At 42.0% G+C, this 25,928-nt stretch carries 29 protein-coding genes and 1 tRNA gene; 4 read left to right on the top strand and 26 right to left on the bottom strand.

The window, feature by feature from the left end; translation table 11 throughout:
• Positions 1-60 precede the first annotated feature (60 nt).
• The 13 genes from KTR07_RS08090 to KTR07_RS08030 form a co-directional block, all read right to left on the bottom strand.
• The gene (locus KTR07_RS08090; protein WP_217315317.1) at positions 61-1,305 is read right to left on the bottom strand and encodes a DUF4861 domain-containing protein; all 1,245 of its coding nucleotides are present in this window, start codon (positions 1,303-1,305) and stop codon (positions 61-63) included.
• Between the two features lie 152 nt (positions 1,306-1,457).
• Positions 1,458-2,261, bottom strand: a complete 804-nt coding sequence (locus KTR07_RS08085) for a gluconate 5-dehydrogenase (RefSeq protein ID WP_008762840.1) — start codon at positions 2,259-2,261, stop codon at positions 1,458-1,460.
• 39 nt (positions 2,262-2,300) lie between these two features.
• Positions 2,301-3,143 carry a 5-dehydro-4-deoxy-D-glucuronate isomerase gene (gene kduI / locus KTR07_RS08080; protein WP_008762839.1) on the bottom strand — a complete coding sequence of 281 codons (843 nt, stop codon included), beginning with the start codon at positions 3,141-3,143 and terminating at the stop codon, positions 2,301-2,303.
• Between the two features lie 264 nt (positions 3,144-3,407).
• A tRNA-Gln gene (locus tag KTR07_RS08075) sits at positions 3,408-3,481 on the bottom strand.
• Positions 3,482-3,589: 108 nt separating this feature from the next.
• Positions 3,590-4,882, bottom strand: coding sequence for a tyrosine--tRNA ligase (gene tyrS, locus KTR07_RS08070; RefSeq protein ID WP_008762838.1), 1,293 nt, complete (start codon positions 4,880-4,882; stop codon positions 3,590-3,592).
• Positions 4,883-4,966: 84 nt separating this feature from the next.
• Positions 4,967-5,656 carry a TatD family hydrolase gene (locus KTR07_RS08065; RefSeq protein ID WP_008767460.1) on the bottom strand — a complete coding sequence of 230 codons (690 nt, stop codon included), beginning with the start codon at positions 5,654-5,656 and terminating at the stop codon, positions 4,967-4,969.
• Positions 5,657-5,684: 28 nt separating this feature from the next.
• Positions 5,685-5,924, bottom strand: a complete 240-nt coding sequence (gene yidD, locus KTR07_RS08060; RefSeq protein WP_371737206.1) for a membrane protein insertion efficiency factor YidD — start codon at positions 5,922-5,924, stop codon at positions 5,685-5,687.
• A gap of 32 nt (positions 5,925-5,956) precedes the next feature.
• Complete coding sequence (gene rnpA, locus KTR07_RS08055) at positions 5,957-6,346, bottom strand: ribonuclease P protein component (protein WP_032841333.1); 390 nt, start codon at positions 6,344-6,346, stop codon at positions 5,957-5,959.
• Positions 6,347-6,351: 5 nt separating this feature from the next.
• Positions 6,352-7,098, bottom strand: a complete 747-nt coding sequence (locus tag KTR07_RS08050; RefSeq protein ID WP_008762834.1) for a uroporphyrinogen-III synthase — start codon at positions 7,096-7,098, stop codon at positions 6,352-6,354.
• A gap of 4 nt (positions 7,099-7,102) precedes the next feature.
• A complete protein-coding gene (locus KTR07_RS08045) occupies positions 7,103-7,825 on the bottom strand; it encodes a DUF4271 domain-containing protein (protein WP_008767457.1) in 723 nt (240 codons plus the stop codon).
• The gene (locus tag KTR07_RS08040; RefSeq protein WP_008767456.1) at positions 7,822-8,409 is read right to left on the bottom strand and encodes a TIGR00730 family Rossman fold protein; all 588 of its coding nucleotides are present in this window, start codon (positions 8,407-8,409) and stop codon (positions 7,822-7,824) included. The genes KTR07_RS08045 and KTR07_RS08040 overlap by 4 nt, the downstream gene beginning before the upstream one ends.
• A gap of 180 nt (positions 8,410-8,589) precedes the next feature.
• The gene (locus KTR07_RS08035) at positions 8,590-9,171 is read right to left on the bottom strand and encodes a hypothetical protein (protein WP_008767455.1); all 582 of its coding nucleotides are present in this window, start codon (positions 9,169-9,171) and stop codon (positions 8,590-8,592) included.
• An 87-nt stretch (positions 9,172-9,258) separates the two neighbouring features.
• Positions 9,259-10,191, bottom strand: coding sequence for a DUF4848 domain-containing protein (locus KTR07_RS08030; RefSeq protein WP_008767454.1), 933 nt, complete (start codon positions 10,189-10,191; stop codon positions 9,259-9,261).
• Positions 10,192-10,503: 312 nt separating this feature from the next.
• On the opposite strand from KTR07_RS08030, the gene KTR07_RS08025 reads away from it, so the two are divergent.
• Together KTR07_RS08025 and KTR07_RS08020 are read left to right on the top strand one after the other, a co-directional pair.
• A complete protein-coding gene (locus tag KTR07_RS08025) occupies positions 10,504-10,866 on the top strand; it encodes a DUF3244 domain-containing protein (RefSeq protein WP_011108706.1) in 363 nt (120 codons plus the stop codon).
• Positions 10,867-11,012: 146 nt separating this feature from the next.
• Complete coding sequence (locus tag KTR07_RS08020) at positions 11,013-12,659, top strand: lipopolysaccharide assembly protein LapB (protein WP_225011794.1); 1,647 nt, start codon at positions 11,013-11,015, stop codon at positions 12,657-12,659.
• 1,152 nt (positions 12,660-13,811) lie between these two features.
• On the opposite strand, the gene metK is transcribed toward KTR07_RS08020, so the two are convergent.
• Positions 13,812-15,104: a methionine adenosyltransferase gene (gene metK / locus KTR07_RS08015; protein ID WP_008762826.1), complete on the bottom strand. Its 1,293-nt coding sequence runs from the start codon at positions 15,102-15,104 to the stop codon at positions 13,812-13,814.
• Between the two features lie 237 nt (positions 15,105-15,341).
• Between metK and KTR07_RS08010 the strand changes: the two genes are divergently transcribed.
• Positions 15,342-15,545, top strand: a complete 204-nt coding sequence (locus KTR07_RS08010; RefSeq protein WP_224200534.1) for a hypothetical protein — start codon at positions 15,342-15,344, stop codon at positions 15,543-15,545.
• Positions 15,542-15,733, top strand: a complete 192-nt coding sequence (locus KTR07_RS08005; protein WP_008762824.1) for a hypothetical protein — start codon at positions 15,542-15,544, stop codon at positions 15,731-15,733. The genes KTR07_RS08010 and KTR07_RS08005 overlap by 4 nt, the downstream gene beginning before the upstream one ends.
• A gap of 30 nt (positions 15,734-15,763) precedes the next feature.
• Here the strand turns inward: KTR07_RS08005 and folK are convergent, their stop codons facing one another.
• From folK to KTR07_RS07945, 12 genes are all read right to left on the bottom strand, one after another.
• Positions 15,764-16,246, bottom strand: a complete 483-nt coding sequence (gene folK, locus KTR07_RS08000; protein ID WP_008762823.1) for a 2-amino-4-hydroxy-6-hydroxymethyldihydropteridine diphosphokinase — start codon at positions 16,244-16,246, stop codon at positions 15,764-15,766.
• A gap of 7 nt (positions 16,247-16,253) precedes the next feature.
• Entirely contained in the window at positions 16,254-16,589 is a 336-nt protein-coding gene (locus KTR07_RS07995; protein ID WP_008767450.1) for a hypothetical protein, read from the bottom strand.
• Between the two features lie 16 nt (positions 16,590-16,605).
• Positions 16,606-17,664, bottom strand: a complete 1,059-nt coding sequence (gene queA / locus KTR07_RS07990) for a tRNA preQ1(34) S-adenosylmethionine ribosyltransferase-isomerase QueA (RefSeq protein ID WP_008762821.1) — start codon at positions 17,662-17,664, stop codon at positions 16,606-16,608.
• A gap of 17 nt (positions 17,665-17,681) precedes the next feature.
• A complete protein-coding gene (gene truB / locus KTR07_RS07985) occupies positions 17,682-18,404 on the bottom strand; it encodes a tRNA pseudouridine(55) synthase TruB (RefSeq protein ID WP_048697329.1) in 723 nt (240 codons plus the stop codon).
• Positions 18,405-18,456: 52 nt separating this feature from the next.
• A complete protein-coding gene (locus KTR07_RS07980; protein ID WP_008767449.1) occupies positions 18,457-19,251 on the bottom strand; it encodes an undecaprenyl-diphosphate phosphatase in 795 nt (264 codons plus the stop codon).
• A 12-nt stretch (positions 19,252-19,263) separates the two neighbouring features.
• On the bottom strand, positions 19,264-19,497 hold the full coding sequence (locus KTR07_RS07975; RefSeq protein ID WP_008762818.1) for a DUF3098 domain-containing protein: 234 nt from the start codon (positions 19,495-19,497) through the stop codon (positions 19,264-19,266).
• A 49-nt stretch (positions 19,498-19,546) separates the two neighbouring features.
• Complete coding sequence (locus KTR07_RS07970) at positions 19,547-20,428, bottom strand: ABC transporter permease (RefSeq protein WP_008762817.1); 882 nt, start codon at positions 20,426-20,428, stop codon at positions 19,547-19,549.
• A gap of 3 nt (positions 20,429-20,431) precedes the next feature.
• Positions 20,432-21,331, bottom strand: a complete 900-nt coding sequence (locus KTR07_RS07965) for a methyltransferase domain-containing protein (RefSeq protein ID WP_022471749.1) — start codon at positions 21,329-21,331, stop codon at positions 20,432-20,434.
• A gap of 894 nt (positions 21,332-22,225) precedes the next feature.
• Positions 22,226-22,387, bottom strand: a complete 162-nt coding sequence (locus tag KTR07_RS28395; RefSeq protein WP_206665472.1) for a hypothetical protein — start codon at positions 22,385-22,387, stop codon at positions 22,226-22,228.
• 773 nt (positions 22,388-23,160) lie between these two features.
• Positions 23,161-24,000 carry an RHS repeat-associated core domain-containing protein gene (locus KTR07_RS07955; protein WP_074859788.1) on the bottom strand — a complete coding sequence of 280 codons (840 nt, stop codon included), beginning with the start codon at positions 23,998-24,000 and terminating at the stop codon, positions 23,161-23,163.
• 175 nt (positions 24,001-24,175) lie between these two features.
• Positions 24,176-25,216, bottom strand: a complete 1,041-nt coding sequence (locus KTR07_RS07950) for an Imm65 family immunity protein (RefSeq protein ID WP_224200533.1) — start codon at positions 25,214-25,216, stop codon at positions 24,176-24,178.
• A gap of 7 nt (positions 25,217-25,223) precedes the next feature.
• Positions 25,224-25,928: JAB-like toxin 1 domain-containing protein (locus tag KTR07_RS07945; protein ID WP_217315310.1), on the bottom strand; the 705-nt coding region annotated here is incomplete at its 5' end.

The following is a 25,928-nucleotide window of genomic DNA, read 5'->3' as shown; positions in this document are numbered from 1 at the left end:
GATATTAAGACCTGTCGTGACATATTAGAATGCTTGTACCAGAGTTTATTAACTACCGTCTTAGTAAGTCACCGTCAACGGTGTACGCACCTTCTGCGCATACTCAGCCATATACGCATTCCACGCATCAACCGTCTTGATAGCAGCCTTATCCCAGGCAGAACCCCAGTAATAAGTATATTCCGAGCCCGGTTCATACTCGCTGATTGCCAATACATGACCGTCAGCTCCACCGCGCAGCTCCTTCTTCTCCTTTTCCGGGAAAAGAACGGTCTTTGCCTCTTTTACCAGTGAAGGAAATGCAGCGCCGATAAATATCTCACCGTTACCGCCGCTTCTGTCGGTTGTAGGGTCTACATAGGTGATATAGCCGTTTGCAGCGTCTGCTGTAACCACACCGTCCGGTTCACGAAGAACGATTCCGGTAGTCACAGGCATCGCTTCTTTCAGGTTAGTATACGAAACAACGGTTTTGTTGAGATACGAACCGGCATCCAATGTGATGACACGCGTCTCCACCACGTTAGAATCGCCACGGACAGTCAACGGGTTAAATTCCAGCTTCACTGTGAAACGCAGCGGGCCATTATCAAGGATTTCCTGTGTCCGATAGCAATAAGGATAGATAATCGTATCACCCGCCATCAGAGCGGCTGTACCGCAGCCCAGCGTAGGACCTACGGCATAACAATCCATTCCGTAGCCGTGGTCAATGTGATAAGAGATGGCATTTTGCAGTTCGGCAGCCGCTTTAGGGTCTGTCTTTTTCAGTTCGGCAATTCTGGCACGCTTTTCCTTATCCAGTTCTTCAGCGTAAAGACTTTCAAGAATCGGTTCCGTAGTGTTATACTTCGTAAAGAGGTCGTAGCCGAAACCACGTTCACCACGCTTCTGCAAGGCAGGGCCATAGGCACGGTATCCGCCCAGGTCATTCTCCCATGCCACGTCGTCCAGACGTTCGGGATAATAGCGGCCGCAGGCAATTACATTATACGGGTCGGGAGTACCGGATTGGATAGTATAAGTGGCTGTGCCATTTGCTTTCACCGTAGCCGGGAAAACCACTTTCTCGTCATACGTCACTTGATAAGGTACTTGCTGGCCATCTTCACCAAGCACTACGATCTGAGCCGTATCAGCCAGCTGCAGCTTGGCTGTAACGTCACTCATCGGAACTTCAACCATTTCACCTGTGCGCTCCAACGCCAGAGGATTGGTCACTGTAACCGTCATTGACTGCTTGCTGTCAGCACAAGAGGCAAAACCCATCAGGGCAATAGCAGCCAAAATAAATATCTTCTTCATATTATACACAACAAATAAGGGGATAGAATCAGGTAAAAAAACGAAAGGGGATAAATGTAAACCGTAAACTATTCAACAGAAAAACGATAAGGTGACAGGCGGTAAAGAATCTCCTTACCACCCTATCACCTTATAATAATCTCTTGTTATCGTTATTTCGGCTGTTTTCCGATATAAGCCAGGATACCACCGTCTACGTAAAGAACATGACCGTTTACAGCGTTAGAAGCCTCAGAAGCCAGGAATACGGCAGGACCTGTCAGTTCTTCCGGATCCAACCAACGACCGGCAGGAGTCTTGGCGCAGATGAATGAATCGAACGGGTGACGGCTTCCGTCTGCTTGTTTCTCACGAAGAGGAGCAGTTTGCGGAGTAGCGATATAACCCGGGCCGATGCCGTTACACTGAATGTTGTATTCACCATATTCAGAGCAGATATTGCGAGTCAACATCTTCAATCCACCTTTGGCAGCAGCATAAGCCGATACAGTTTCACGACCCAGCTCAGACATCATAGAGCAGATGTTGATGATTTTACCGGCACGCTTCTTCATCATGGCAGGCAACACAGCCTTAGAAACGATGAACGGAGCGTTCAAGTCGATATCAATCACACGACGGAAGTCAGCAGCTTCCATTTCGTGCATAGGAACACGGCGGATAATACCGGCGTTATTAACAAGGATATCAATCGTACCTACTTCTTTCTCGATAGTAGCAACCATTGCCTGAACAGCCGGTTCGTCTGTTACGTCGCATACATAACCGTGAGCTTTAATTCCCTTTTCAGCATAGGCAGCCATGCCTTTGTCTACCAACTCCTGGTTGATGTCGTTAAAACATACAGTAGCGCCTTGTTCTGCGTAAGCAGAAGCAATTGCAAAACCGATACCGTAAGAAGCACCTGTAACGAGAGCTACTTTACCTTTCAAAGAAAAATTCAAATACTGATTCATAATTTTTTGTTATTAAATGATGAAAACTATTGTAGTTGTTTATTTTAAATCTGTAATTAATGAGAAGTCCTGATCGCCATAATCGAGGTTTTCACCGCCCATACCCCAGATAAAGGTATAGTTGTGGGTAGCCGCAGCCGAGTGGATCGACCATTCGGGAGACAGAACAGCCTGATCGCCCTTCATCCATACGTGACGAGTTTCGTCCACCTCACCCATAAAGTGGCAGATAGCGTGCTCTTCGGGGATTTCGAAGTAGAAGTAAGCTTCCATACGACGGCTGTGCACGTGGGCAGGCATCGTGTTCCATACGCTTCCCGGAGCAAGTTCCGTCATACCCATCTGCAGCTGACAGGTAGGCAATACCTGATTGACCAGCATCTTATTGATGTTACGGTGGTTGGAACCTTCCAACGAGCCCATTTCAGCCACTACGGCATCCGCTTTCGTCACTTTACGGTCGGGATAGTTGCGGTGTGCGGTCAGTGAGTTGAAATAGAATTTGGCAGGATTGGAAGCGTCCTTGCTTTCGAACGTCACCACACGGTCGCCCGAACCAAGGTAGAGGGCTTCTTTATAGTCAAGTTCGAAAACCGCATCTCCGGCCTTCACTACGCCCGGTCCGCCTACATTGTAAATACCCATTTCACGACGGGTCAGGAAGAACGGAGCCTTCAGCGGGTCGATCGCTTCGAGTGTCAGCACCTCTCCTACCGGAAGCGCGCCGCCTACAACCATACGGTCGTACATGGAGTACACCATATTCACTTCGTTGGGAACAAATATTTTTTCGATTAAGAAATCGCGACGGATTCTTGCAGTATCATAACTTTTTGCATCCTCGGGATGCGCAGCATAGCGAATTTCATAGTTCGTTTTCATACCTTATTTATTTATAGTTATTGAATAAGCTCTCTTTCTCAAATGCACATCGTTTACGTACACGATGCAAAAATAGTAAAAGAAAACGGGTTAACCTTGCAATTTTGTTCCAATTATCCACCAAAAATGTCCAGAATTGATGCAATGTACATCTTTTTAACGAACTATAATACGTTTTGAAGGAGTTTGACGACTATTTTCAATGATACAAAACGATATAAAAAAAGGAAGCTCCAATAATCAATGATTATCAGAGCTTCCTTTTGGTTGTCCTACCAAGATTCGAACTTAGACAAACAGAACCAAAAACTGTTGTGCTACCATTACACCATAGGACAAACATATGCGCTTTCTGTTAAAAAGCGGTGCAAAGATAGAGGTTTGCAAGCAAACCTCCAAATATTTCGATTACTTTTTTACTTTGCCACCTTGCAAATCGCTGAATTTTACTTCGCGATCAGCAGAAAATAGTTCTTTTTACCACGCTGAACAAGCAGATATTTCCCGTCAAGCAGATCGGCAGTCGTAATAACCTGGTCAAAAGCTTCCAGTTTTTCTTTATTCAATGATACGCCACCGCCTTGAACCAACTTACGCATTTCGCCTTTCGAAGCAAATACAGCCGCATTATCGACAAACAGATCAACAGCCTTCACTCCTTCCGCCAAGGCGTCACGAGAGATTTCAAACTGGGGTACGCCTTCGAATACAGCCAGCAACGTATCTTCGTCCAACTTGCGCAACGACTCGGAAGTAGCGTTACCGAACAGGATATTAGACGCATCTACCGCTGCATTGTAATCTTCTTCGGAGTGAACCATGATAGTCACTTCCTTGGCCAGACGTTTCTGCAAAGCACGCAAGTGCGGAGCCTGCTGGTGCTCGGCCACTAATGCTTCGATTTCTTCCTTCTCGATCGAAGTGAAAATCTTGATATAGCGTTCTGCATCAGAGTCGCTTACGTTCAGCCAGAACTGGTAGAACTTATAGGGAGAAGTATAACGAGGGTCCAACCAGATATTTCCAGATTCAGTTTTACCAAACTTACCACCGTCAGCTTTTGTGATCAGCGGGCAAGTCAGCGCGAACACCTCTCCCCCATTGGTACGGCGGATCAGTTCTGCTCCGGTAGTGATATTTCCCCACTGGTCGGAACCGCCCATCTGAAGTTTACATCCTTTAGTTTCATACAGATGAAGGAAATCGTAGCCTTGAAGCAGCTGATAAGTAAATTCGGTGAATGACAGTCCGTCACGTGCTTCTCCGTTGAGGCGACGCTTTACAGAATCCTTTGCCATCATATAGTTTACAGTGATATGCTTACCTACTTCGCGAACAAAGTCAAGGAAAGAAAACTCTTTCATCCAGTCATAATTGTTCACTAATTCAGCACGGTTAGGCACATCCGACTCGAAGTCGAGGAACTTGGCAAGCTGTTTTTTGATACACGCCTGATTGTGACGCAATGTTTCCTCGTTCAGCAGGTTACGTTCTGCCGATTTTCCGGAAGGGTCTCCAATCATACCTGTAGCGCCACCGATGAGTGCCAGCGGCTTATGGCCGCAGCGTTGTAAATGACGAAGGATCATCACTCCACAAAGGTGACCAATGTGTAGCGAATCGGCAGTCGGGTCGATACCCAAATAGGCAGTCACCTGCTCTTTGTTTAACAACTCTTCCGTTCCCGGCATGATGTCCTGCAGCATGCCACGCCATCTCAATTCTTCTACAAAATTCATCGTATTACTCTTTTTATTAGGTTTTTATTGTCTTTCAATTCCATGTGCGACAAAAGTACGACTCTTTCTCGGAAGATACAACTCTTAACGCCTAAAAAAGACTTTTTGAATATTTTCCCGAATCGCCTGCCGCAGCTCTTCCGCATCCGTGCTTCGTGCTTTCGCCACCTGCTTCAGCACTTCTTCAATGTCGACCGGACTGTCATCCGTCTCCAGAAACAGGCGACCGACAGGCACTCCCTTCACCGTTTCCTCCGAATAATGCGCACCGAAAGAAAGATAAATGCCGTTCTTTATCAGTTGCCCTGCCTGCTGCGGTTTCCCGCGAAAGCCGTGCCAAATCCAGGGTTGAGCCGGATTCAGTTTCTTCCTCACCGCCAGCAACTCATCCATCGCCTTCACACAATGAATAATCAGTGGCAACCGATATTTCTCCGACAATTCCACCTGCTTCTCAAACATCCTTACCTGAAGCTCCATCGGAGCAGCTGTCAGTTTATCGAAACCCGCCTCTCCTACCGCCACAAACTGCTCTTTCACAAGCAACTGCTGCAGAAGTTCAAATTGCTCTTCCGCATTGCGTTCCGTCAGTTTCCAGGGATGAATGCCGGCCGAATAGAAATATCCCTCTTTACCTGCCGTCCTGACATCCGAAGCCGACAGGCACAGCGAATCATCCACCGGTAATGGAAAATTGATAATCGCCCTGCCGTGGGAAGCATCCTCCGACTTGTGAGTATGAATATCCAGAATATGACTCGCGTTATTCTCCATATCTCTCGTTCTTTAGGGTAAATCGTTTTTAAGGCACAGGATCATAACCGGAACCACCCCACGGATGACACCTGAGAATGCGCCGGACAGCCAGATAGAGTCCTTTGACGGGACCGTGTTCCTTGATTGCTTCGACCGCATAGGCCGAACAAGTGGGCGTAAACCGACAAGACGGAGGGGTAAGGGGCGAAATACACACCCGGTAAAAATAGATAGGAATCAGCAGTAAGAATGAAAACACCTTCCTCACAAGACTTTTCAGGGACATCCAGCAGACGGACACCCGGTGAGCACGGGGTTTCATAAGGATAACTTTTCAGAAATGCGCGAAAGCGCTGTCTTCATTTTCTCTTCCAGTTCGGCAGTGGCTACAAGTTCGTCCGACAGATAGATAAAAGCAATTGCCAGACGCTGCCCTTTGTTTTGCAAACCGTCCAGCAGTGGCTGTTTGTTCTTCCGGTAGACTTCGCGTATCTGCCGCTTCACCCGATTGCGCTTTACAGCACGTTTGAAACGCCGCTTCGATACGCTGATAAGTATCGTTGCCGGCACTTCACCTTGTTCTACGGGCATATATACAACGCGTATCGGAAAGATGGAAAACGACTTGGAATGGCCGCCTTCGAACATCTTTCCGATCAATATTTTACTATTCAGCCTTTCGGCTTTACGCAAAGTATATACGCTCACGCTGTTTATTTATTGTTTTCCTTGATGAACATATCAAGCGCAGCCGTCATTGACGGAGCCTGCACAGTCGGTGCTTCAAGGTCCAAACGGAGTCCGGCGTCGCGTACAGCCTGCGCGGTAGTCGACCCGAAGGTACCGATTCTGATCTCTTTCTGGTCAAAGTCCGGGAAGTTCTTCTTCAAAGAAGTCACTCCGGCAGGGCTGAAGAACACGAGCATGTCATAATCAAATTCCTCATCCGATGTAAAGTCATTGCTCACAGTGCGATACATTACAGCTTCTGTATGCTGTATGTTATTCTTGTCGAGCAGGTTTTTCACATCATCATTGTGCACGTCCGACATAGGGACGAGATATTTCTCCGTTTTATGCTTTACGATAGATGGCACCAAATCTTCAATCTTTCCGGTAGCACCGAAGAAGATTTTACGTTTGCGATATTGCACATACTTCTGAATGTACAATGCAACCGCTTCTGTGACACAGAAATACTTCATTGTTTCCGGAATAGTCACACGCAGCTCCGTACACAGATTAAAGAAGTGATCGATTGCGTGGCGTGAAGTGAATATAACAGCAGTGTGATCAAGAATTGAAACCTTCTGTTGCCGGAATTCTTTCGCCGAAAGACTCTCGACCTTTATAAACGGCCGGAAATCTATTTTTACGCCATATTTCTCTGCTATGTCGTAATAGGGAGATTTCTCTGACGCAGGCTTAGGCTGCGAAACTAGTACTTTTTTAATTTTCAACGTCCTAAATTTTTATTAGCAATACATTGTTTACCTGGATCATTCCCTGATAGAGTAGCAGACAGGGTATGATTTCAAGAGCGCAAAAGTACAAAATTAATAGGAAAGCCGCACTTAATTGATGAAAAAAAAGCTTTACCCACTTATAAAACATCAATATTTTAGTAAAAATTAGAATAATTAGTCCGATTATCACTAAATTGGTCAGGTTCAGATCGAAATAAACAAGGAATAGAACAAAAGGAAAAAGGGCGAATCCGACGTAATATATGAGCGTAGAATAAGATTCCAACCATATATTTGTCTTGTTTTTGTCAAAAAACACCCATCCGAGGAACATATAAAGTAACCATTTCAGTAAAAAATAGGCAAGACAGAAGCCGACATAAATCCCCAATAGCAGGAGAGGGGAGACCTTGGTCATCAGCATCGGACATGTATCATGAAAATAATTGAAGAACACGATACCTGTCAATACACAGGTCTGCACTACCAGTACGAGTAGATAGCGCACATCGGCTGCCGTAGAACTATCAAAAATGCTTGTCCGCTCGCGATGCAATACAAAGTCTTTCACCTGTTGGGTGAGAAACTTCTTTCCACGAGCCAGAGCGATGGAGGAAAGAAAGAAGCAGGCAAGCAATGTCAAGGCAATCACATCATCCGTACGGGGAGAGTAGGAGATAGGGATTCCCTCGAATCCGGAGTTCAGAATATCGGCTATCATATGGCTGCAAATTTACGGATAGAAGCGTCCCATACGGGAGTTGTCTGAAGTAACTCCACCGCTTCTTCCGGTGTTTGTGCCACTTTCCATATATCACCGTGTTGCTGGCGCATGAAGTTTTCCTCTATTGCCCGTTCGAGCATTTGGAACAGCGGATCAAAAAAGCCGTTTATATTCAGAATGATAATCGGATTCAGATACAGTCCGAGCTGTTTCCATGTGATGATTTCAAGCAATTCTTCCAGAGTGCCGCATCCGCCCGGCAAGGCAATGATGCCGTCGCTCAGATTCGCCATCTTCTGCTTGCGTTCGTGCATGGAAGTGACTTCGATCAATTCCGTCAACCCTGTGTGATGCCAGTTCTGTTCGACCATGAAGTGGGGGATAACACCTGTCACCTCACCGCCATTCTTCAGAACTGCGTCGGCTACGGAGCGCATCAGTCCGATGCTTCCGGCACCGTTTATCAGACGGATATGTTGTTTGGCAAGCAGGCGGCCGAGTTTTTCGGCTGCTTCAAAATATACGGGGGCTATCTTAGTGCTGGATGCGCTGTATACGCATACGGAATGTATCTGATTCATTGTCTTTTGCAAGTTTACTGGATGAATGGGTACAAAAGTACAAAGAAATCATATACATATCAAAATGAATGTGCAATTTATGTCAAAGTGAAGATAGAAGAATAAACACAAAGGCAAGACTGCATATTCTATTTCTATAAATAGCACAGTCAAGCCTATATTCTCCTACTTCAACACTCATTATTTAAATATTGGCATAAAAACAGAAAATTGAATATTTCGTGAAGTTACTTTTCCAACACCACTAGTATTCATCAGATTGCAAGTACCTTGTTTATAAGATAGTTGTAGTTCAAGCCATTTCAGCGTATAACTAACTCTTGCCACAATAGGTATATCGATCGCATTTTTTTTGCTATTATAAGTAGATGCACCCAATCGATTTACATACCAAGCCACATCTGCTCCGACTCCAAGTCTAAAATTAGAAAAACATTCATAACTGAACACAGTCCCTATTGATAGATATTTTCCGTTTACACTATACTTAGGACTATCCGAATTGAAGGCTTGATAATCAGTCCCCTGCGAGCCAAAAAGAGCAATGCCATCCATTGCAAATTTACGATTACCCCAATACTGCCGATAAGCATATCCAATATGATAATGAAGTTTATATCCCTCAAAATTACTGGAAACCACACTCACTTTTTCATGCAATGTTCCTAAAGAGCCTCCTAAAACAGGACCATGTTCCTGTGCAGATAATGATGCTGTAACAAATAGCAAAGCTATAAATATTAAATTAGTAATTGTTTTCATTAGAAGTTCAGTTTTTATTATTTAATATACAAATGATGAGGACAAAAGAGTTTATGGTTGTTGCTACTTTCGTCCTCATTTACACTTTTATAATCTCACAGTGGCAAATCCTCTTTGGTCATACGGCACACCCCGAGACCAGATTTCTATTGTACCCGTACACTCTTGTGCTAACTTACGTCCAAAAACTTTGGTTACATTTCCACCCATTTCTTTGGTATCAATAGCAAAAGGAATACCATCTTTATTTACATACACTGGACCATACCCCAGTAGTTCTCCTTGAGCAAACTCAAAACCACGAAGGTTTACTTTAGCATGGTATGTCGTAGAGTAACGGCTCCATCCAAAGACTCCTTTCTTTTGCGAAGTAAAATTAGCATGTATTATTCCTGATGAAACAGATAAATATAATCCTACTTTTCTATCTTTTTGACGACTATATGCTTCGTTTATAGAACTTAAATCTGAAACAGACGAACGAGTAGAAACCGTAAATTGTTGTTGACGCTCTTTAAAGTCAGTATATACCTTATCCACAACCAAAGAATCGCCAATCATAAATTCACCTTTCATATTAACAAAGTATTCATTGGCTACATAAACAAGCCTTGAATAAGGTGACAGATCAGTAGCATCGATAGTATTAAACATAAATACATCACCATATTTATGTTTATATTTCTCATATAGAACATCAAACTCCGCTTTATCAGCAGCTTGATTACAGATTTTATCCAACTCACCATCCGCTTCTTGCATCAGAATCATCTGAGACTTAAAAGATAATGAATTAAGAAAACTAACTTGTTCTGAAGTAGACATTGCACTCACTTTCAAAAGAGCATTCTCGTACGATTCCACATCTTTAAATTTAATCATAGTACCGTCGTTTATTACTTCTATTTCAGAATTAGCATTCGTCGGTTTAACCATATTCACTTCCTGTTCATCATTGGTACAAGAAATAAATGCACCTAAACATACTGTTAGTGTCAGTGTTGAAAATAGTTTTTTCATTGTTTTTTCTTTTTTAGTTAATATCAATTCGTAGTTGCAACTATCTTTATGCTATTTTTTATGACTCAATTATTTAATAGCTTTTTCTATCCTTCAATAATCCTGTACTCAAAATACCCTTACCAAAACTTTGACCAGATTATCTGCTACAAAAGTAGAGATAATGGAGGTATCGACCTAGATATTCAATTCAGTAATAATTCAGAAATAAAAAATGCCATTTGATCTAAAAACTGAATTATTTCTGAACTCATCCATACTAAACAATCAGACAATTAGCCTTTAATTTGCAAAAAAAATAAAAGAACGATCATGATGAAAAAACTACTATTTATTGCAATTATTGCAGTATTAGGATGCACAGCACTCCAAGCTAAAAATCGCATCAGAATAAAAAGAGAGTCTTGGGAAGTAAAAGCAAGTACTAGAGTGCCAATATCTACCCCCCTTAATCTTTACTACGAAGGGAGTACACTCTTTATTCATGCTAATATAGATTTAGAAAACATTATAATTGAAGTAAAGGATTCCTTCAACAAAACTATCTACCTAGACCTTACAAGTATTCAAGCTAACAATGAACATGTATTTACTCTGGAAAATATATCTTCCGGAGAATATATTATCGAAATAAAATCCGGCGAAAACTATATTATCGGTTGTTTTATATTATAAGTCTTGATATATGTGTATATTTGCGCAAATAAAATCGCAATGATACATACATTCAAATGAAACAAAGACGAAAATTTATACTATTCTATTTAAGCATTATATGCCTATTCTCATGCACTGCCCCATACCCCAACACAATACTGCGGGTGGAAAATATTATTAAAGAATATCCAGATAGTGCATTAACCATTTTAGACTCTCTGAGTGAGAGTATCACAAAGGAATCACAATCAGCAAGAATGTACTATTACCTGCTGTTAACAGAGGCACGTGACAGATGTTACGTGCCTCATACGTCTGATTCTCTAATGTTATCCGTCACTGATTATTATGAAAGAGAAAATGATAAGGACAAACTGATAAAATCCTATTATTACACAGGCAGAGTATACCTTGATCTTCATGAAGGTCCTACAGCACTTTCTTATTTCCACAAAGCTTTTGATATCTCTACAGATAGCAAGAACTACGCTTTATTGGGGCGAATATACAGCCAAATGGGAACTCTATTTGCCTATGAAGGTCTCACAGAGGAAGTACTACAAGCTTATCGAAACGCTTATCACTACTTACAACTAGGCAAAGACAGTCTTACTAGCGCTTATGCACTACGAGATTTAGGAAGAGCATTCAATTTACTTGAGATAACAGACAGCACAATCTATTATTATAACAAAGCATACCAATTAGCTAATAGCAATGGAGACATACAAAGGGAAGTAAATATTCTCGAAGAATTGGCAGGCATCTATATTCAAATGGGAAAATATGACGAAGCATTGAAAACGCTACAAGAAACAAATAGTAAATGGCAAGATGAGAAAGATATAAATTATGATGTTTGGGGAAATTTCTATGTAAGTATAGGACAAAAAGATTCAGCAGCCTATTACTTCAAGAAAAATATAGGACATAATAATGTATATTCAGACATAGGAGCCTATCGGAATTTATATGAAATAGAAAAAGAACGTGGCAACTATGAAGAAGGATTAGCATATCTGGAGAAATATACAGAATGTTCTGATAGCATTTACGACATATCCAACACAGAATCTTTGCGAAAAATAAAGGCTTTGTATGATTACCAACATATTGAGAAAGAAAAAGAATATTTGCGCAAGAAAAATGCAGAACAACGAGCATGGATCATCTTTATTGTTATTGCCATCGTTTTAGGAGTTATCATCCTTATTCGATATAATAGAAACAGGAAAGCTATGATTCGGGAACAAGAGAAAAAACTTCATGAGATTAACGAACAACAATATCGGAAAAGCCAACTATATATAGAAGAAAACAAGAAAAAAATTGAAGAATTAAAAGAAAAGGTAAAATCGTTCGAACAGGAAAACAATGATTTACAACAAAAACTTTTACTTGCAAAAAAGGAAAAGCTAGAACAAACCAATCAAGCTATCGAAACATCACAAAGAGAACAAGCATTACTTGAGGAAGCGCTTAGAAGGTCTGATATTTATGCTTATTGTTATCGTGCGATAGAAGATTCCTCGATCAGACTCACCGAAACAGAATGGAAAGAACTAGAAAATATCATTAATGATACATATGACAATTTCACCAACAAGTTATTCATACTGCATCCCTCTATTACCAAGATGGAACTACGTATTTGTTTACTGTTAAAAATTAAAATTCCAGTTTCTACAATTTCACAATTGGTATGTCGTACACAAAGCGCTGTATCTATGAGCAGAAAACAGCTTTATAAGAAGATATTCAATAAAGAAGGGACACCCGCAAACCTAGATGACTTCATTGTCTCTTTTTAAAAAGATGAACTAAATCTCTGATATTCCACACAAAGAAGAAATACCCGCATTCAGAATCTTCAGTTTCACCCGCAAACGCCCTGTCGGAAGGGGATAGCGGCTGAAGGCACAGTTTTACAACTCCATTCTTGAAGCTTTATGAAGGGAGTAAGGTGCTTCAGTCCTTTCAGTCCCCAAAAACAATTTCGAACTTGATACCGTTCAAGATATCAGATGGTACCTCTCAGTGTGTCAGAAAGTACCATTCCGCAGGTCAGCCAGTACCATTCCGCAAGTCAGCCAGCACCATTCAAGGAGTTGGAAATCTCCCCATATTTTATTCATTCCTACACAGGCTTTCCGCTAATTACTATCCGAGTCACTGTGTATAATGAATAAACTCTGCCAACAGTTGAAATAGAACCTGCATTTACCTCAAACAGAGCCTGTATTCAAGATAAACAGAGCCTGTATCCAAGGCAAACAGACCCTCTGTTTGATCAGAACACACTCTTCGCTTGATTGATCTGAAATAAGCCGGCAGCTCGCCAACTTTCACCTCGGAGGCGAACAGACTTTAGCTCGGCGATGAATGAAGTTCAGCTCAGGGCTTACAAAATTTAGCCCGTATGTCAGGGCTGAAAGAACTGAAACCACCTGCCCCCTTTCAAAGTATGTCAGAGACGGGGTTGTAAAGCAGTGTTTTCAGCCGCTATCCCCTTCTGACAGGGAGCTTGCGGACGAAACTGAAAAAGCTGAATGCAGATTACAGGATAATAATAGCATAGAATAAAAGTCATACATCTTTCATTCAATTGTTGTACATCTCCGCCCCAAACGTTATACATCATCAACCTAACTGTAGTACTGAAACCCAGCAACTGAAGTACTTCTCACAACCAAGTCATGTACTATATATCACAACCCATACTTTGTGTCAGAAATCAAAAAATAGTCATCTGCTGTTTACAAGTTTGTCAACCGCAACAAATATAACGATTTTATTAATCATAACTTATAAACAGTTCAAATTCAACCTATTTATAAGTCGTAACTTATAAAATCGCCCGAATAACAAAAGCCGCAATCCATCTCTCCCGTATAAGAAGAGATGAGATTGCGGCTCACTATGGACTAAATAGCCGTAAAGCTATAAGCTGATTTCAAATAAAATTACAGACCAAAAGCTGCCTTGATCTTATCCACGTAGTCCAGTTTCTCCCATGTAAAGAGTTCTACTTCTACGGTCTTATTGCCCTCATAGCGGGAGAAGAACGTTTTCGATACCACTTGCGGCTCACGTCCCATGTGGCCATAAGCGGCAGTTTCCTGATAGATCGGGTTACGAAGTTTCAGACGCTCTTCGATAGCTTTCGGACGAAGGTCGAACAACTGGTCGATTACACGGGCAATCTCGCCATCGGTCATATTCACGTGGCTACGCCCGTAAGTGTCCACGAAGATGTTGATCGGGCGTGCTACACCGATAGCATAGCTCACCTGTACAAGCATTTCGTCGGCAACACCTGCCGCAACCATATTCTTAGCAATGTGACGGGCAGCATAAGCGGCACTACGGTCCACCTTGCTGGGGTCTTTTCCGGAGAAAGCACCACCACCGTGAGCGCCTTTGCCACCGTAAGTATCCACAATAATCTTGCGGCCTGTCAGACCGGTATCTCCGTGAGGACCACCGATCACGAACTTTCCGGTCGGATTGACGTGATAGACGATCTGATCATTGAACAATGCCAGTACTTTATCATGATGAATAGAAGCAATGACACGGGGCATCAGGATTTCGATAACGTCACGACGGATGATAGACAGCATTTCTTCGTCAGCTTTGAGCTGTGCTTCGGCAGAGTCATCAGCCGGCTGAATAAAGTCATCGTGTTGCGTAGAAACAACAATAGTATCAATACGGACAGGAGTTCCGTTGTCGTCATATTCAATCGTCACCTGGCTCTTGGCGTCCGGACGGAGGTAGGTCATCACCTTTTCTTCGCGGCGGATATCAGCCAGCACCTGCAGAATGCGGTGTGCCAGATCAAGCGAAAGCGGCATATAGTTTTCTGTCTCGTTCGTTGCATAGCCGAACATCATGCCCTGATCGCCCGCACCCTGTTCCATCGGGTCCTGACGCTCTACGCCACGGTTGATGTCGGGACTTTGCTCATGAATGGCAGAAAGCACACCGCAAGAGTTACTTTCGAACATGTACTCTCCTTTAGTGTAACCGATTTTCTTAATCACTTCACGTGCGATGAGCTGGAGGTCAACGTACGCTTTAGTTTTCACTTCACCCGCTAATACTACCTGTCCGGTAGTTACTAGTGTTTCGCAAGCTACTTTAGAACTGGGGTCGTAAGCCAACAGTTTGTCAAGCACGGCGTCCGATATTTGATCGGCTACCTTGTCGGGGTGTCCTTCCGACACCGATTCGGATGTAAATAAGTATCCCATCTTTTTAAATTAAAGATTATAAATTGAAAATTAAAATTGGGAAAATAAAGAGGGGAGGAAGAGAGCTGCGGAAGCATTGCCGAAAAGGCGTCAACAAGACGTGTTTTAGCATTTTTTTCCGTGGTTGCAAGCTGCTCAAATCTGTCCACACTTTCATTTCGGGGACAAAGATAGGTATTATTCGGAGATTATATTTATCTTTGGGCAATGTTTAACACATATATACAGGAAATTGGTATGAGAACAATTACATTAATGCAATATGTATTTTCCATTATCCTTCTGGTCATCATCTTCCTCGTCATGGATTATTTCTGGAAAGGAGACGAATTTTCATGGACGTATGAGTTTGCAAAAGGAGGAATCGGCGGAACTATCATCTGCCTTCTGAACCGTCATTTATTCCTCCGCCATCCTAATCCTAAACAGAAAAAAATATGATTATCAACAATAAATTAAGAACTCTTTTTGTACTGGCGCTTTATATAGGATTCACCATTGCCATTTACGCCATTGTATGCCACTTCCTGAAGATTGAGTTTCAGGATATTCACTTGTTATATGCAGTATTGGTGGGCTGTGTGGCTTATCTGCCGAGGTTTATCGCCGAAAAGAAAAGTAAAAAGTAAAAGGATAAGCAAGGGGAAGAGAATGCTGTATTATTTTTCTATCTGCGCCAGCAGCACCTTCATTGCCTTTCCCAATACCGGATGCACCAGTTCGGGGGCAATCTCCGTTAAGGGGCGCATCACGAAGTCACGTTCCGCCATCAAAGGGTGGGGGAGGTTGAGTGCTGCTCCGGAAGGAGAAGTAACCGAAAGTATCAGATCATCATAAAGCAGCAGGTCTATATCAATCAGCCGGTCGCTATATACGCCACCGACAGACTTATGCGTACGTCCCAGTTCCCGTTCGATCTCCTGCGTCTTCTGCAGTACTTCCAGAGGCGACAGTTCCGTTTCTACACACGCCGCCGCATTCAAGAAACTATGCTCCGAATCGAATCCCCAAGGGGCAGTGATGTAAAAAGCAGACAGGGAAATGACTTTCCCTACCTGCTCCTCTATCTTTTGCACGGCAGTCCGGAGATTCTGTTCTTTATCTCCCAGATTAGTGCCGAGACTTATATACACTTTCGCCATTACCGGTCTATTCTACCTTAAACTCCCGCTCCCTGTCCAAAGGAACAAAGAACTCTACTTTGCCACATTTCGGGCAGACGTATAAGTCGAATGCTTCGCGATTCTGGAATAACTCAAACAAGTTTCCAAAAATGCCCGTGTTCATTCCTTCATGAAACTCATATTTTCCGGAATAAACCATCCTGACCTGACAACGCAGACAGTCGATAGACCGCCCGCTGTCATCACTCTCTTCCGCCGGAGTCATATCCAATATCTTATCGTCCGGAAAGCTGTAATTACAGTTCCAGCAGATTTCAAAGCTATCTTCTACTTCTTCGTGGCATTTGGGACAGATTTTCATAGCGGTATCTTTTCGTTTATTTATCCAGAATCAGCATCGCATCACCGTATGTACCGAAGCGATAACCTTCCTTCAACGCTACATGATAAGCATCCATCACCTGTTCGTAACCACCGAAAGCGGCCACAATCATCAGCAGTGTAGACAACGGCATATGGAAGTTGGAAATCATCGAATTGGCCACAGTAAACTCATACGGAGGGAAGATAAACTTGTTGGTCCAGCCTTCAAATTCTTTCAAATGTCCGTCGGTGCTCACCGCACTTTCGATAGCACGCATCACAGTTGTACCTACCGCACACACGTTTTTACCCTTATCCTTGGCACGGTTGACCGTATTGACAGCTTCCGCGTTTACAATCATCTGCTCGGAGTCCATCTTATGCTTCGTCAAGTCTTCTACGTCGATATCACGGAAGTTGCCCAGACCGGCATGCAAGGTGATATAAGCGAAATCAATACCTTTGATTTCCAGACGCTTCATCAGCTCACGGCTAAAGTGCAGGCTGGCTGTCGGAGCAGTTACCGCACCTTCGTTCTTGGCGAAGATGGACTGGAAACGTTCCGAATCTTCCGGCTCTACAGGACGGTTGATGATGGAATGGGGCAGGGGAGTCTCACCCAGAGCATAGAGGGCTTTCTTGAACTCATCGTGCGGTCCGTCATAAAGGAAACGGAGCGTACGGCCGCGGGAAGTGGTGTTGTCTATTACTTCCGCTACCATCGAGTCGTCGGCACCGAAATACAACTTGTTGCCGATACGGATTTTACGGGCAGGATCTACCAGCACATCCCACAGACGGAGTTCTTCGTTCAGCTCACGCAACAGGAATACTTCGATACGAGCTCCCGTCTTCTCCTTATTACCATACAGACGTGCCGGGAATACCTTCGTATCGTTGAATATAAATACGTCTTTATCATCAAAGTAGTTCAAAACATCCTTGAACATCTTGTGTTCAATCTCTCCAGTACGACGGTGCAACACCATCAAGCGCGACTCATCTCTATACTTCGTAGGATGCAAAGCGATTTTATCCTCGGGTAACTTAAATTTGAATTGTGATAGCTTCATATCTATTCCTTATTACGTTAATTATTATCTTCGTCGTTTTCTATTTCCTGCCGGTCGATCCACTCTTTAAAGTGTTCGGGGTCCAGGCAATCTTCCAGACGGACATCCCCCACACGTGTGCGGATCAGTTCCGTCAGATGGGCTCCGCTCTGAAGCACTTCGCCGATGTCACGGGCCAGGGCACGGATATACGTCCCTTTGCTGCACACCACGCGGATTCGGATCGTCGGTTCCGGATCGTCCAGACGGCATTCAAGCAACTCTATCTCATCAATAACAAGTTGCTTCGCCTTTAGTTCCACCTCTTCACCTTTACGTGCCAGCTCATAAGCGCGCTTGCCGTCCACCATGCAGGCGGAAAAGGCAGGGGGCACCTGCTCGATGGCACCAAGGAAGTGCGTCAGTGTTTCTTCCACCAGCTCCCGGGTGATATGTCCGGTAGGGTAGGTGGCATCTATTTCATGTTCCAGGTCGTACGAGGGAGTGGTAGCGCCCAGCCGGAGCGTGGCTACATATTCCTTGGTATGATACTGAAATTCTTCTATTCGTTTCGTAGCCTTGCCGGTGCAGAGGATCATCACTCCCGTGGCGAGAGGATCGAGCGTTCCGGCATGACCTACTTTCAGTTTTTTCACTCCTATCCGGCGGCAGATATGATAGCGGACGTGTCCTACTACCTTAAATGATGTCCAGCCGAGAGGTTTATTGAAAAACAGTACTTCTCCTTTTTTAAAATTCACGTTATAGAGTTATAAATAACGAGTTGTGAGTGGGAGTAAAATGACCCACGACTTACAACTGCGTAATAATTACCGCCAATCCCGCTATTGCACAATAGATGGCAAAGTAGATCAGCTTTCCTTTCTTCACAATATTAATCATCCACTTGCAGGCAAGGCAACCGGCTACAAAAGCCGCCAGAAAGCCAACAATCAATGATAACGCAGGGATATCCCCTACTACATCTTCACCTTTCATCATCTTTACACTATCAAGCAACGCTTCCCCGAGAATGGGAGGGATCACCATCAGAAAAGAGAACTGCGCCAGTTTTGCCTTGTTATCTCCCAACAGAAGTCCCGTAGCAATAGTAGATCCCGAACGGGACAGCCCCGGCAACACCGCACAAGCCTGTGCCAGACCAATGATAAAGGCATCTTTCATCGAAATCTTATCCTTTTGGCGTGGCTTATAATAGTACGAGAATGACAGCAGGGCAGCAGTCAGCAACAGCATACAGCCTACAATCATCAGTCCCGAACCGAAAATAGCTTCTACATAATCTTTAAAGAATACGCCTACAATACCAATCGGTATCATCGAAATCACGATATTGATCACATAACGAGTCTCATCGTTCATCTGAAACTTGAATAATCCTTTGAAAATCCAGTCAATCTCTTTCCACAGAATCACCAGCGTACTACATACGGTAGCTACATGCACGACAATCGTAAATGCCAGATTCTCTTCCCCTTGTATCCCAAACAATGCCGATCCGATGGCCAGATGGCCACTGCTGCTTACAGGCAAATACTCTGTCAATCCCTGAATCAATCCGAGGATCATTGCTTCCAACCAACTCATAATTTCTTTTTATTATTCTTTTGTTTTAGGTTTACGCAACACTGCGTATATCATCGATATAAAGCCAAACAGGCAAACAACAGGTGCTACCTTGATTCTGCGTACACTGAAAATATCCGGTTCGAAAACCGTTTCGGACGACGTAGGTCCCGTCATCAATAGAAATCCGATAATGACAATCGCCATCCCTATCGCGAGCAAGATAAAGTTCACTTTATCGAAGGCAAATTTCTGTTTGTCAGACATAAGCTTATTTTGTTACAAGTTACTAAATTTCCAACTATATGTTATTCTCCTAAATATAATATAAGGTATTGGCTTTCATCCTCAGATATTTATTCATCGAGATGTAAGCACACAACCACGTTATCACTATTCCGAATACCAGCACGCTGCCGCAGACAATGAGCATCACTTCGGGTGTGATGACCTGAATCAGCTCCTGCTCGTACGTCACCGCCCAGTAGGCAGTTCCCATCAGAATGGCATCGGCAAGCATACCTGCCAATACGCCGCTCCACACGTTTTTCCGCAGGAAAGGTCCGCGGATAAAACTCCAGCTGGCACCCACCAGCTTCATGGTATGAATGAGGAACCGCTTGGAGTAGATGGCAAGCCGTATCGTATTGTTAATCAGTGCAAAGGATATGAAGGTGAGCACCACCGCCAGCGCCAGCAGCACAAGGCTGATGTTCCGTATATTCTCATTGACGGCATCGATCAGCTCTTTCCGATAGAGCACATCCTGTATGTTAGAGTTCTTCTTGATCATTTTCTCTATCTTCGCGATACTGTCGGAATTGGCATAATCGGAGTGAAGTTTGATTTCAAGGGAGGCCGTGAAAGGGTTATAGCCAAGAAACTCTTCGGGATCGGTGCCCATCGCCTCCGTCTGCTCTTTCAGAGCCTGTTTTTTGGAGATGTACTCGGACTGCTTCACAAAAGGTTCCTGATTCAGTTTCTTCTGGAGTTTCAGAATATCCGCCTCCTTCATGTCATCACTGATAAGAACGGAGAAACTGATATTTTCGCGGACGTATACAGACATATTGTGCGCTGTGAGCACAAAGAACACAACCAGCCCCAACAGCAGCAACACCAATGTCGTACTGATACTGGACGTTATGAATTGCATATCGAACAGTGACTTCGACTTATATCTGTTTTTATTTCCCATGCGCTATCTTTTTTTCCGGAATACGTAAATCATCGAACTGCTCCGTTCTTTCCGCCCCAACGTGCTGAACCACGCAAGCGTCCCCACATACATCCCTTTGAGGAAACTGCACGAACTGCCGCGATGTTTCTCACTCAACATCGATACATAGAACGCATCAAACGGCATCGGATGACGAGCCGCCATAATGAATCCATGACGGGAAGCCAGCTGCTGAATAGTGACGGGAGTGAAATGCCAGAGATGGCGGGGGACATCGTATGCCGCCCAATATTCACCATAACGTCCTGCATCATAGGAAGAACAGTTGGGCACTGCCACAATGAGCATCCCTTTCTCTGTCAGCAGTTCACGAAGCATTTCCCATGTTTCATTGAGGTGTTCCAGATGCTCCATCACGTGCCAAAGGGTGATCACATCAAAACTGCCGGGAGCAAACTCCTGCAAAGCGGATTCGGGTTTTACGTCCAAATCGAAATGCTCCTTTGCAAAAGCACGTGCCTGCGGACTTTTCTCCACTGCTTCCACCTTCCATCCACGGCGTGCCATGGTGTCGGCAAAGTATCCGGTTCCCGTCCCGATATCGAGCAAACGCCCTCTTTTACGGTGTGCTTCTCTTGCTACCAGACGCGCTTTGCGACCCAGCATATAGGAACGTACATAATGGTAGATGGTATTCATCGCGCCCTTGCGCGTATCAGTGTGGGAAATGTAATCGGGAGTCTCGTAATACTTGCCTATCTCTGCTTCTACCGGCACACCTTGCGTGAACGTAAATCCGCAGTCTTCACACGAACACAGTTCAAACTGTTCGCCCGAAGCATAAAAATCCGTACAAGTCATGACGCGTTTCAAGTGCGTACTGCCACACACCGGACAAGCATTTATAATGAGTTTCTCCATTAATTTCTAAGCAAAATTAAGTGCTGCCTCGATTCACAAGACAACACTATTCCCGAATTTGGTGCAAAGAAACAAATAAAAAGTGATGGATTGGGCTTTCGTTAAGTACTTTTAATAATATAACGTTACTCTGACACTTATTTCAAAGTGTATCTCAAAACAGAGAATGAAATTAAATGTGAATCAACTTCCCTCAATCAGAACAGCCATTTCTCAGTACATGAAGAATGGATAGGAATCATCTCGTAGAATCAGAAATATACAACACAAGTACGGACTGAACAGGAAAAACGGAAGGATTCGCGATTGGCATATTTCCGAATCACACAGATTTTACTTTATAGCGATCAATAAAACACAGATAAGATCAAAAACATAAATTCCGAATATGTATTTCATCATTTAACTTTCAATCTAACATTTTCAAACTCTTCTGTAACTGACGACATCCGGAGCAAAACAAGCACTCAAAGTACCTTTTTACCCGTTCCTTTAAATGAAACGAAGTGCTTCTCACCGACCAACGAGTCGTTCCTTTAAAACCAACGAAGCTTTTCTTTAAATGAAACGTCTCCTAACATTGGTAGTTATCATGCATATTTCACCTATTTATATCCAAAAGCAAGATCATTCCTGCATATTCTTGCAGCTTTTTATGCAGTATTTCTTCTATCAGGATAAGTCTGAACATCCCCTTTTTAAAAGTAATCTTCAAAATAGAACATATAATTTGTGAGGGTATTCATGCGGGAACGTATCTTCTAATTTAATAGGCTACCACAAGCTATGATATCAATTACAGCGGATTTTTTCTCCACCATTAAAATATCTCAAATGAAAATTCTAGTTAATTTCAGTGTCATAACCTATTTGTGTAAAAGCTGATTTATCTAATTACTTATCTTTGATGTATACCCATATTCGTGGATCTTGTCCATGATAGCCATCAGGCATATCATCTGGATATGAAATACCTAATATTCTACTAACTCTCTTTTCACTCAGCGCTTTTTTCCCTTCCAAATAAAAAAGAATATATTTATCTTTGTAATTCATAGCATTGGTAGGTAAAATTTACCCCCTGACAGGCAACTGCCAGGGGAATAGTCAATACTATTGATACGTATATCAAAGAAATAATCACTTTTCTCATAATCACCAAAATGAAAAATTTACTTTATTTCAACCCATCCTCTACTTCAATGAATAAATTAAGTGATTCATCTATTTCAAGATCCACAACCTTTTGACTCTCGAAAAGTCAAATTGTTCGTGCCATCAAACCATGACAGCTGTAATATCATCTTCTGATGTAGCAATTCATTTTCCATCTTTCTGAACTTCCCAATAGCAATATGTCATTATACGATTCCCACTATCAAATTCCATAAGAATAATTGAGTAATTACCTCCATCAGAACTACTATATACGATGTTACAACCTATATTCTTTTTTAATTCAGTATTAAAATTCATATTATCTAAATAAATCAATTTTCACATAGCTCCTCGAATAAAAGGTACCCCAACATGAGTATATATATCGTTTCATGTCAGGGTAACACTTATTAATGCAAGAGGCCAATCTATATCAAAATATCTATAATTATTTCATATTTATAATCTTCCTTATTTGGAATACTACAAACCAGATAATAATAATAATCGTAAATAAATGAGGTATAAGTTCTGTACCATAATACCAATAATCATCTTGCATATCTGAGACATTTTTAACCATAGTCCCAAAAACAAAATTAATTAATTGAAAAAATAATGCACCTAAACTTAGTAGCACTGCAACTACTCTGAAAATAATTTTCAATATGTTATTGTCCATAATTTATTTGTATATTTGGATTTTGTATTAACCATGAATCTAAGATTGGCATAAGTTGATTCCAAGTTATACCATTGTTAGCATTCCAAAAACTTCCACTATCAATCCAATCTCTATGCCTATATTGATACCCTTCATTGCTTTTCTTTCTTATTTTATAATTCGCATTAGGAATATCTCTGCTACCATCTATTGGAAGACTTAATCCTTGTACCCAATCATTAGTAATCGTAGCATCAATCAAAAATGTTCCAACCGAGCCCATCAATTCAGAAGGCAACCATGTATTTAGATGAATTGAGAAATCAACATTCCAACCTTGCTCTTTTAAATATCGAATAATACCTTCTGAAAAAGCACCTCCCATACTATGAGAAATAATTCGGAATACATCCTCTTGTGGATTCATACCCATTATCAATTGTTTGTAATTTTCTTTAGCATATGCATATCCATCTAAATTTCTTAAAAAGGTAGAACTACGCAAATAGTTAAAATCAAAGTCGGTGAAATAGGCACTTTGATCATTAAAAAAGTTTTTTGCACCTTTAACAAAAGAACTATTTACTCCTCCCCAATAAGTGCCACCTCCTCTAGGAGATCCAAACCCTAAATACCCATTAACAAAAATAATCTTCTGCCCATCGGGGTCAATACAATTATGTGGTGTATTTAATCCATATACATACGAACTAATTGAATAATACTTCTCACTCATCGGATCAACCGCATGCCATCTACCAAGCGCTGCATCATACATACGCGCCCCATAATCATACCAATCAAGACCATTCTTCCTATCAAGTTCTTTACCGTTATACTTACGAATGTTTATCTACTAATGTACTCTCTGCAAATGACACCTCATAAGGATAATAGTGATTAGTCCGGACAACTGTTCCATCAAACTTTGCTACCACACGGCTATTACCCTGATGATCCTGAAGATAAAAAGAATACTGCCCATCTTCAATATAGCCAACTTCATTTAAACTGCTGTAATTCTAATCCCACTTAAAAAAACGTCGTATTCTCTCTTCTTTATCATAAACCCCTTTATTATAAATATACCTTACCCTTTTTGATAAAGAATCTCTTAAGTCACTCGAATAAACTGCATCATTATGCATTATTCTAAATTTCTGTGGGATATTATTAATATTCAAGAAGCAAAAAGTCGAATCGCTAAACAGCTTATACATAGACATCCAAATATCCTTATCCGGTAAATTCTGAAGAAATGAATGGGGAGGTTCACTATCATATTTCAAGGATTTAAAATCATGAGGGGCAATAGCAACTGGAAGTGAATCCCTCAAAACCAATTTTAATGTATCCGGTCCATTTATTACAGCATAGCACATACTCCTCGCTGAATTCCTCGATAATAGCAAAACGGAATCAGTCTGATTTCTTACAAATATTTCTCCTGAGAATCTTTCTACATAATTCTTCAGACTATCAATCTCAAGTTCAAAAAGGTCCGGAATATATGAACTGGGAACAATAATATCGTGCGAAGTCAATCCCATCAATGCAGTTTTCTCCTGGGGTATATCTCCAGAAAAATACGACCAAAGTTCCGGATATTCAAATAGACGATAATAATTAGGCAACATCTTTACTAAGATATGTTTATCTTCATATTTTCGAAGAGCCAACAGCCAATCACGACCTCTGTTTAAACATAAATTTTCATGAAAGTTAGAGTCCGAAACAAAACCTCTCTCAAACAATTCTGTGCGTGACATTTCAGGCTCATCTAATTCGATAAAGCAAAGATATCTTTCTTTATACTTTATCACTCTGGAAGGTAACTCAGCACCATCAGAACCAGGAGAATCTGATTCACCGATATAATAAAGTGAATTAGAATCTGTCGAAAACACTTCATCTATTTCTATATATGTCGTAAGTAAATAGCCACTATCTATCAGCACTTCCACCTGTTTTGCTACACGCTGATGAATATCTTCCAAAGAAGGGGAGGGGGGTATGCATCCCCCCAGTATAATTAATAGAACAACATAGACTAATTTTCTCATAAGCATATCATTTACGTTTTATATATTGCAATAAATCTGTAGCATCATATACACGAATAGAATTTACCCGACTTGCATTTTTGGTATATTCATATATCATATCCTTTTTATCAGTACTCACACGGTTATCTTTCATATACACAGCATTCTTACGTTGTGGCTTAGCTAAGTTAAAATCATTACCAGCTCCACCTTTCGTTCCTCCGGGCAAATGAGAATGAATATCTATAACTTTTTCTCCTTTCACAGAAAGTTTATTTTGAGCATATACACCATTATCTACCCCATATGGATCTCGATCTGTCGCAACAACAGCTGTTCTTGTACCATTATCATCATAAACATCTAACTTCCATTCAACAGTTGTGTGATCAGCAGCAAATTTAAAAACAGTAGCAGCTGTCTCCAAATCTTGAGTACTTCCATAAGATTTCTTCACCCGATTTTCCTTCTGCTCTTTCGCCTGCATACTATGCATTTCCCCAAGTAACCCCTGATTTACAGTTACTGAAATAGAACGATCACTGGAAAGATATAAATTATCTGTTGAGCCTTTACCTCTCTTATCAATAGGAGTCTCATTAAATAATCTTCCTGATCTGCTGATAACATAATCATCCTTTCCGTCTAAGTCTATCCTCAACACAGGATTGTTCTTACAATAAGTATACGGACTCCAACTATAATACTTCTCACTCATCGGATCAACCGC

Origin of the sequence: Bacteroides sp. MSK.20.82 (assembly GCF_019052485.1) — a bacterium.
Classification (GTDB): domain Bacteria; phylum Bacteroidota; class Bacteroidia; order Bacteroidales; family Bacteroidaceae; genus Bacteroides; species Bacteroides thetaiotaomicron.
The sequence above is the reverse complement of the archived record's forward strand: the minus strand, read 5'-3'. Positions and strand labels throughout refer to the sequence as shown.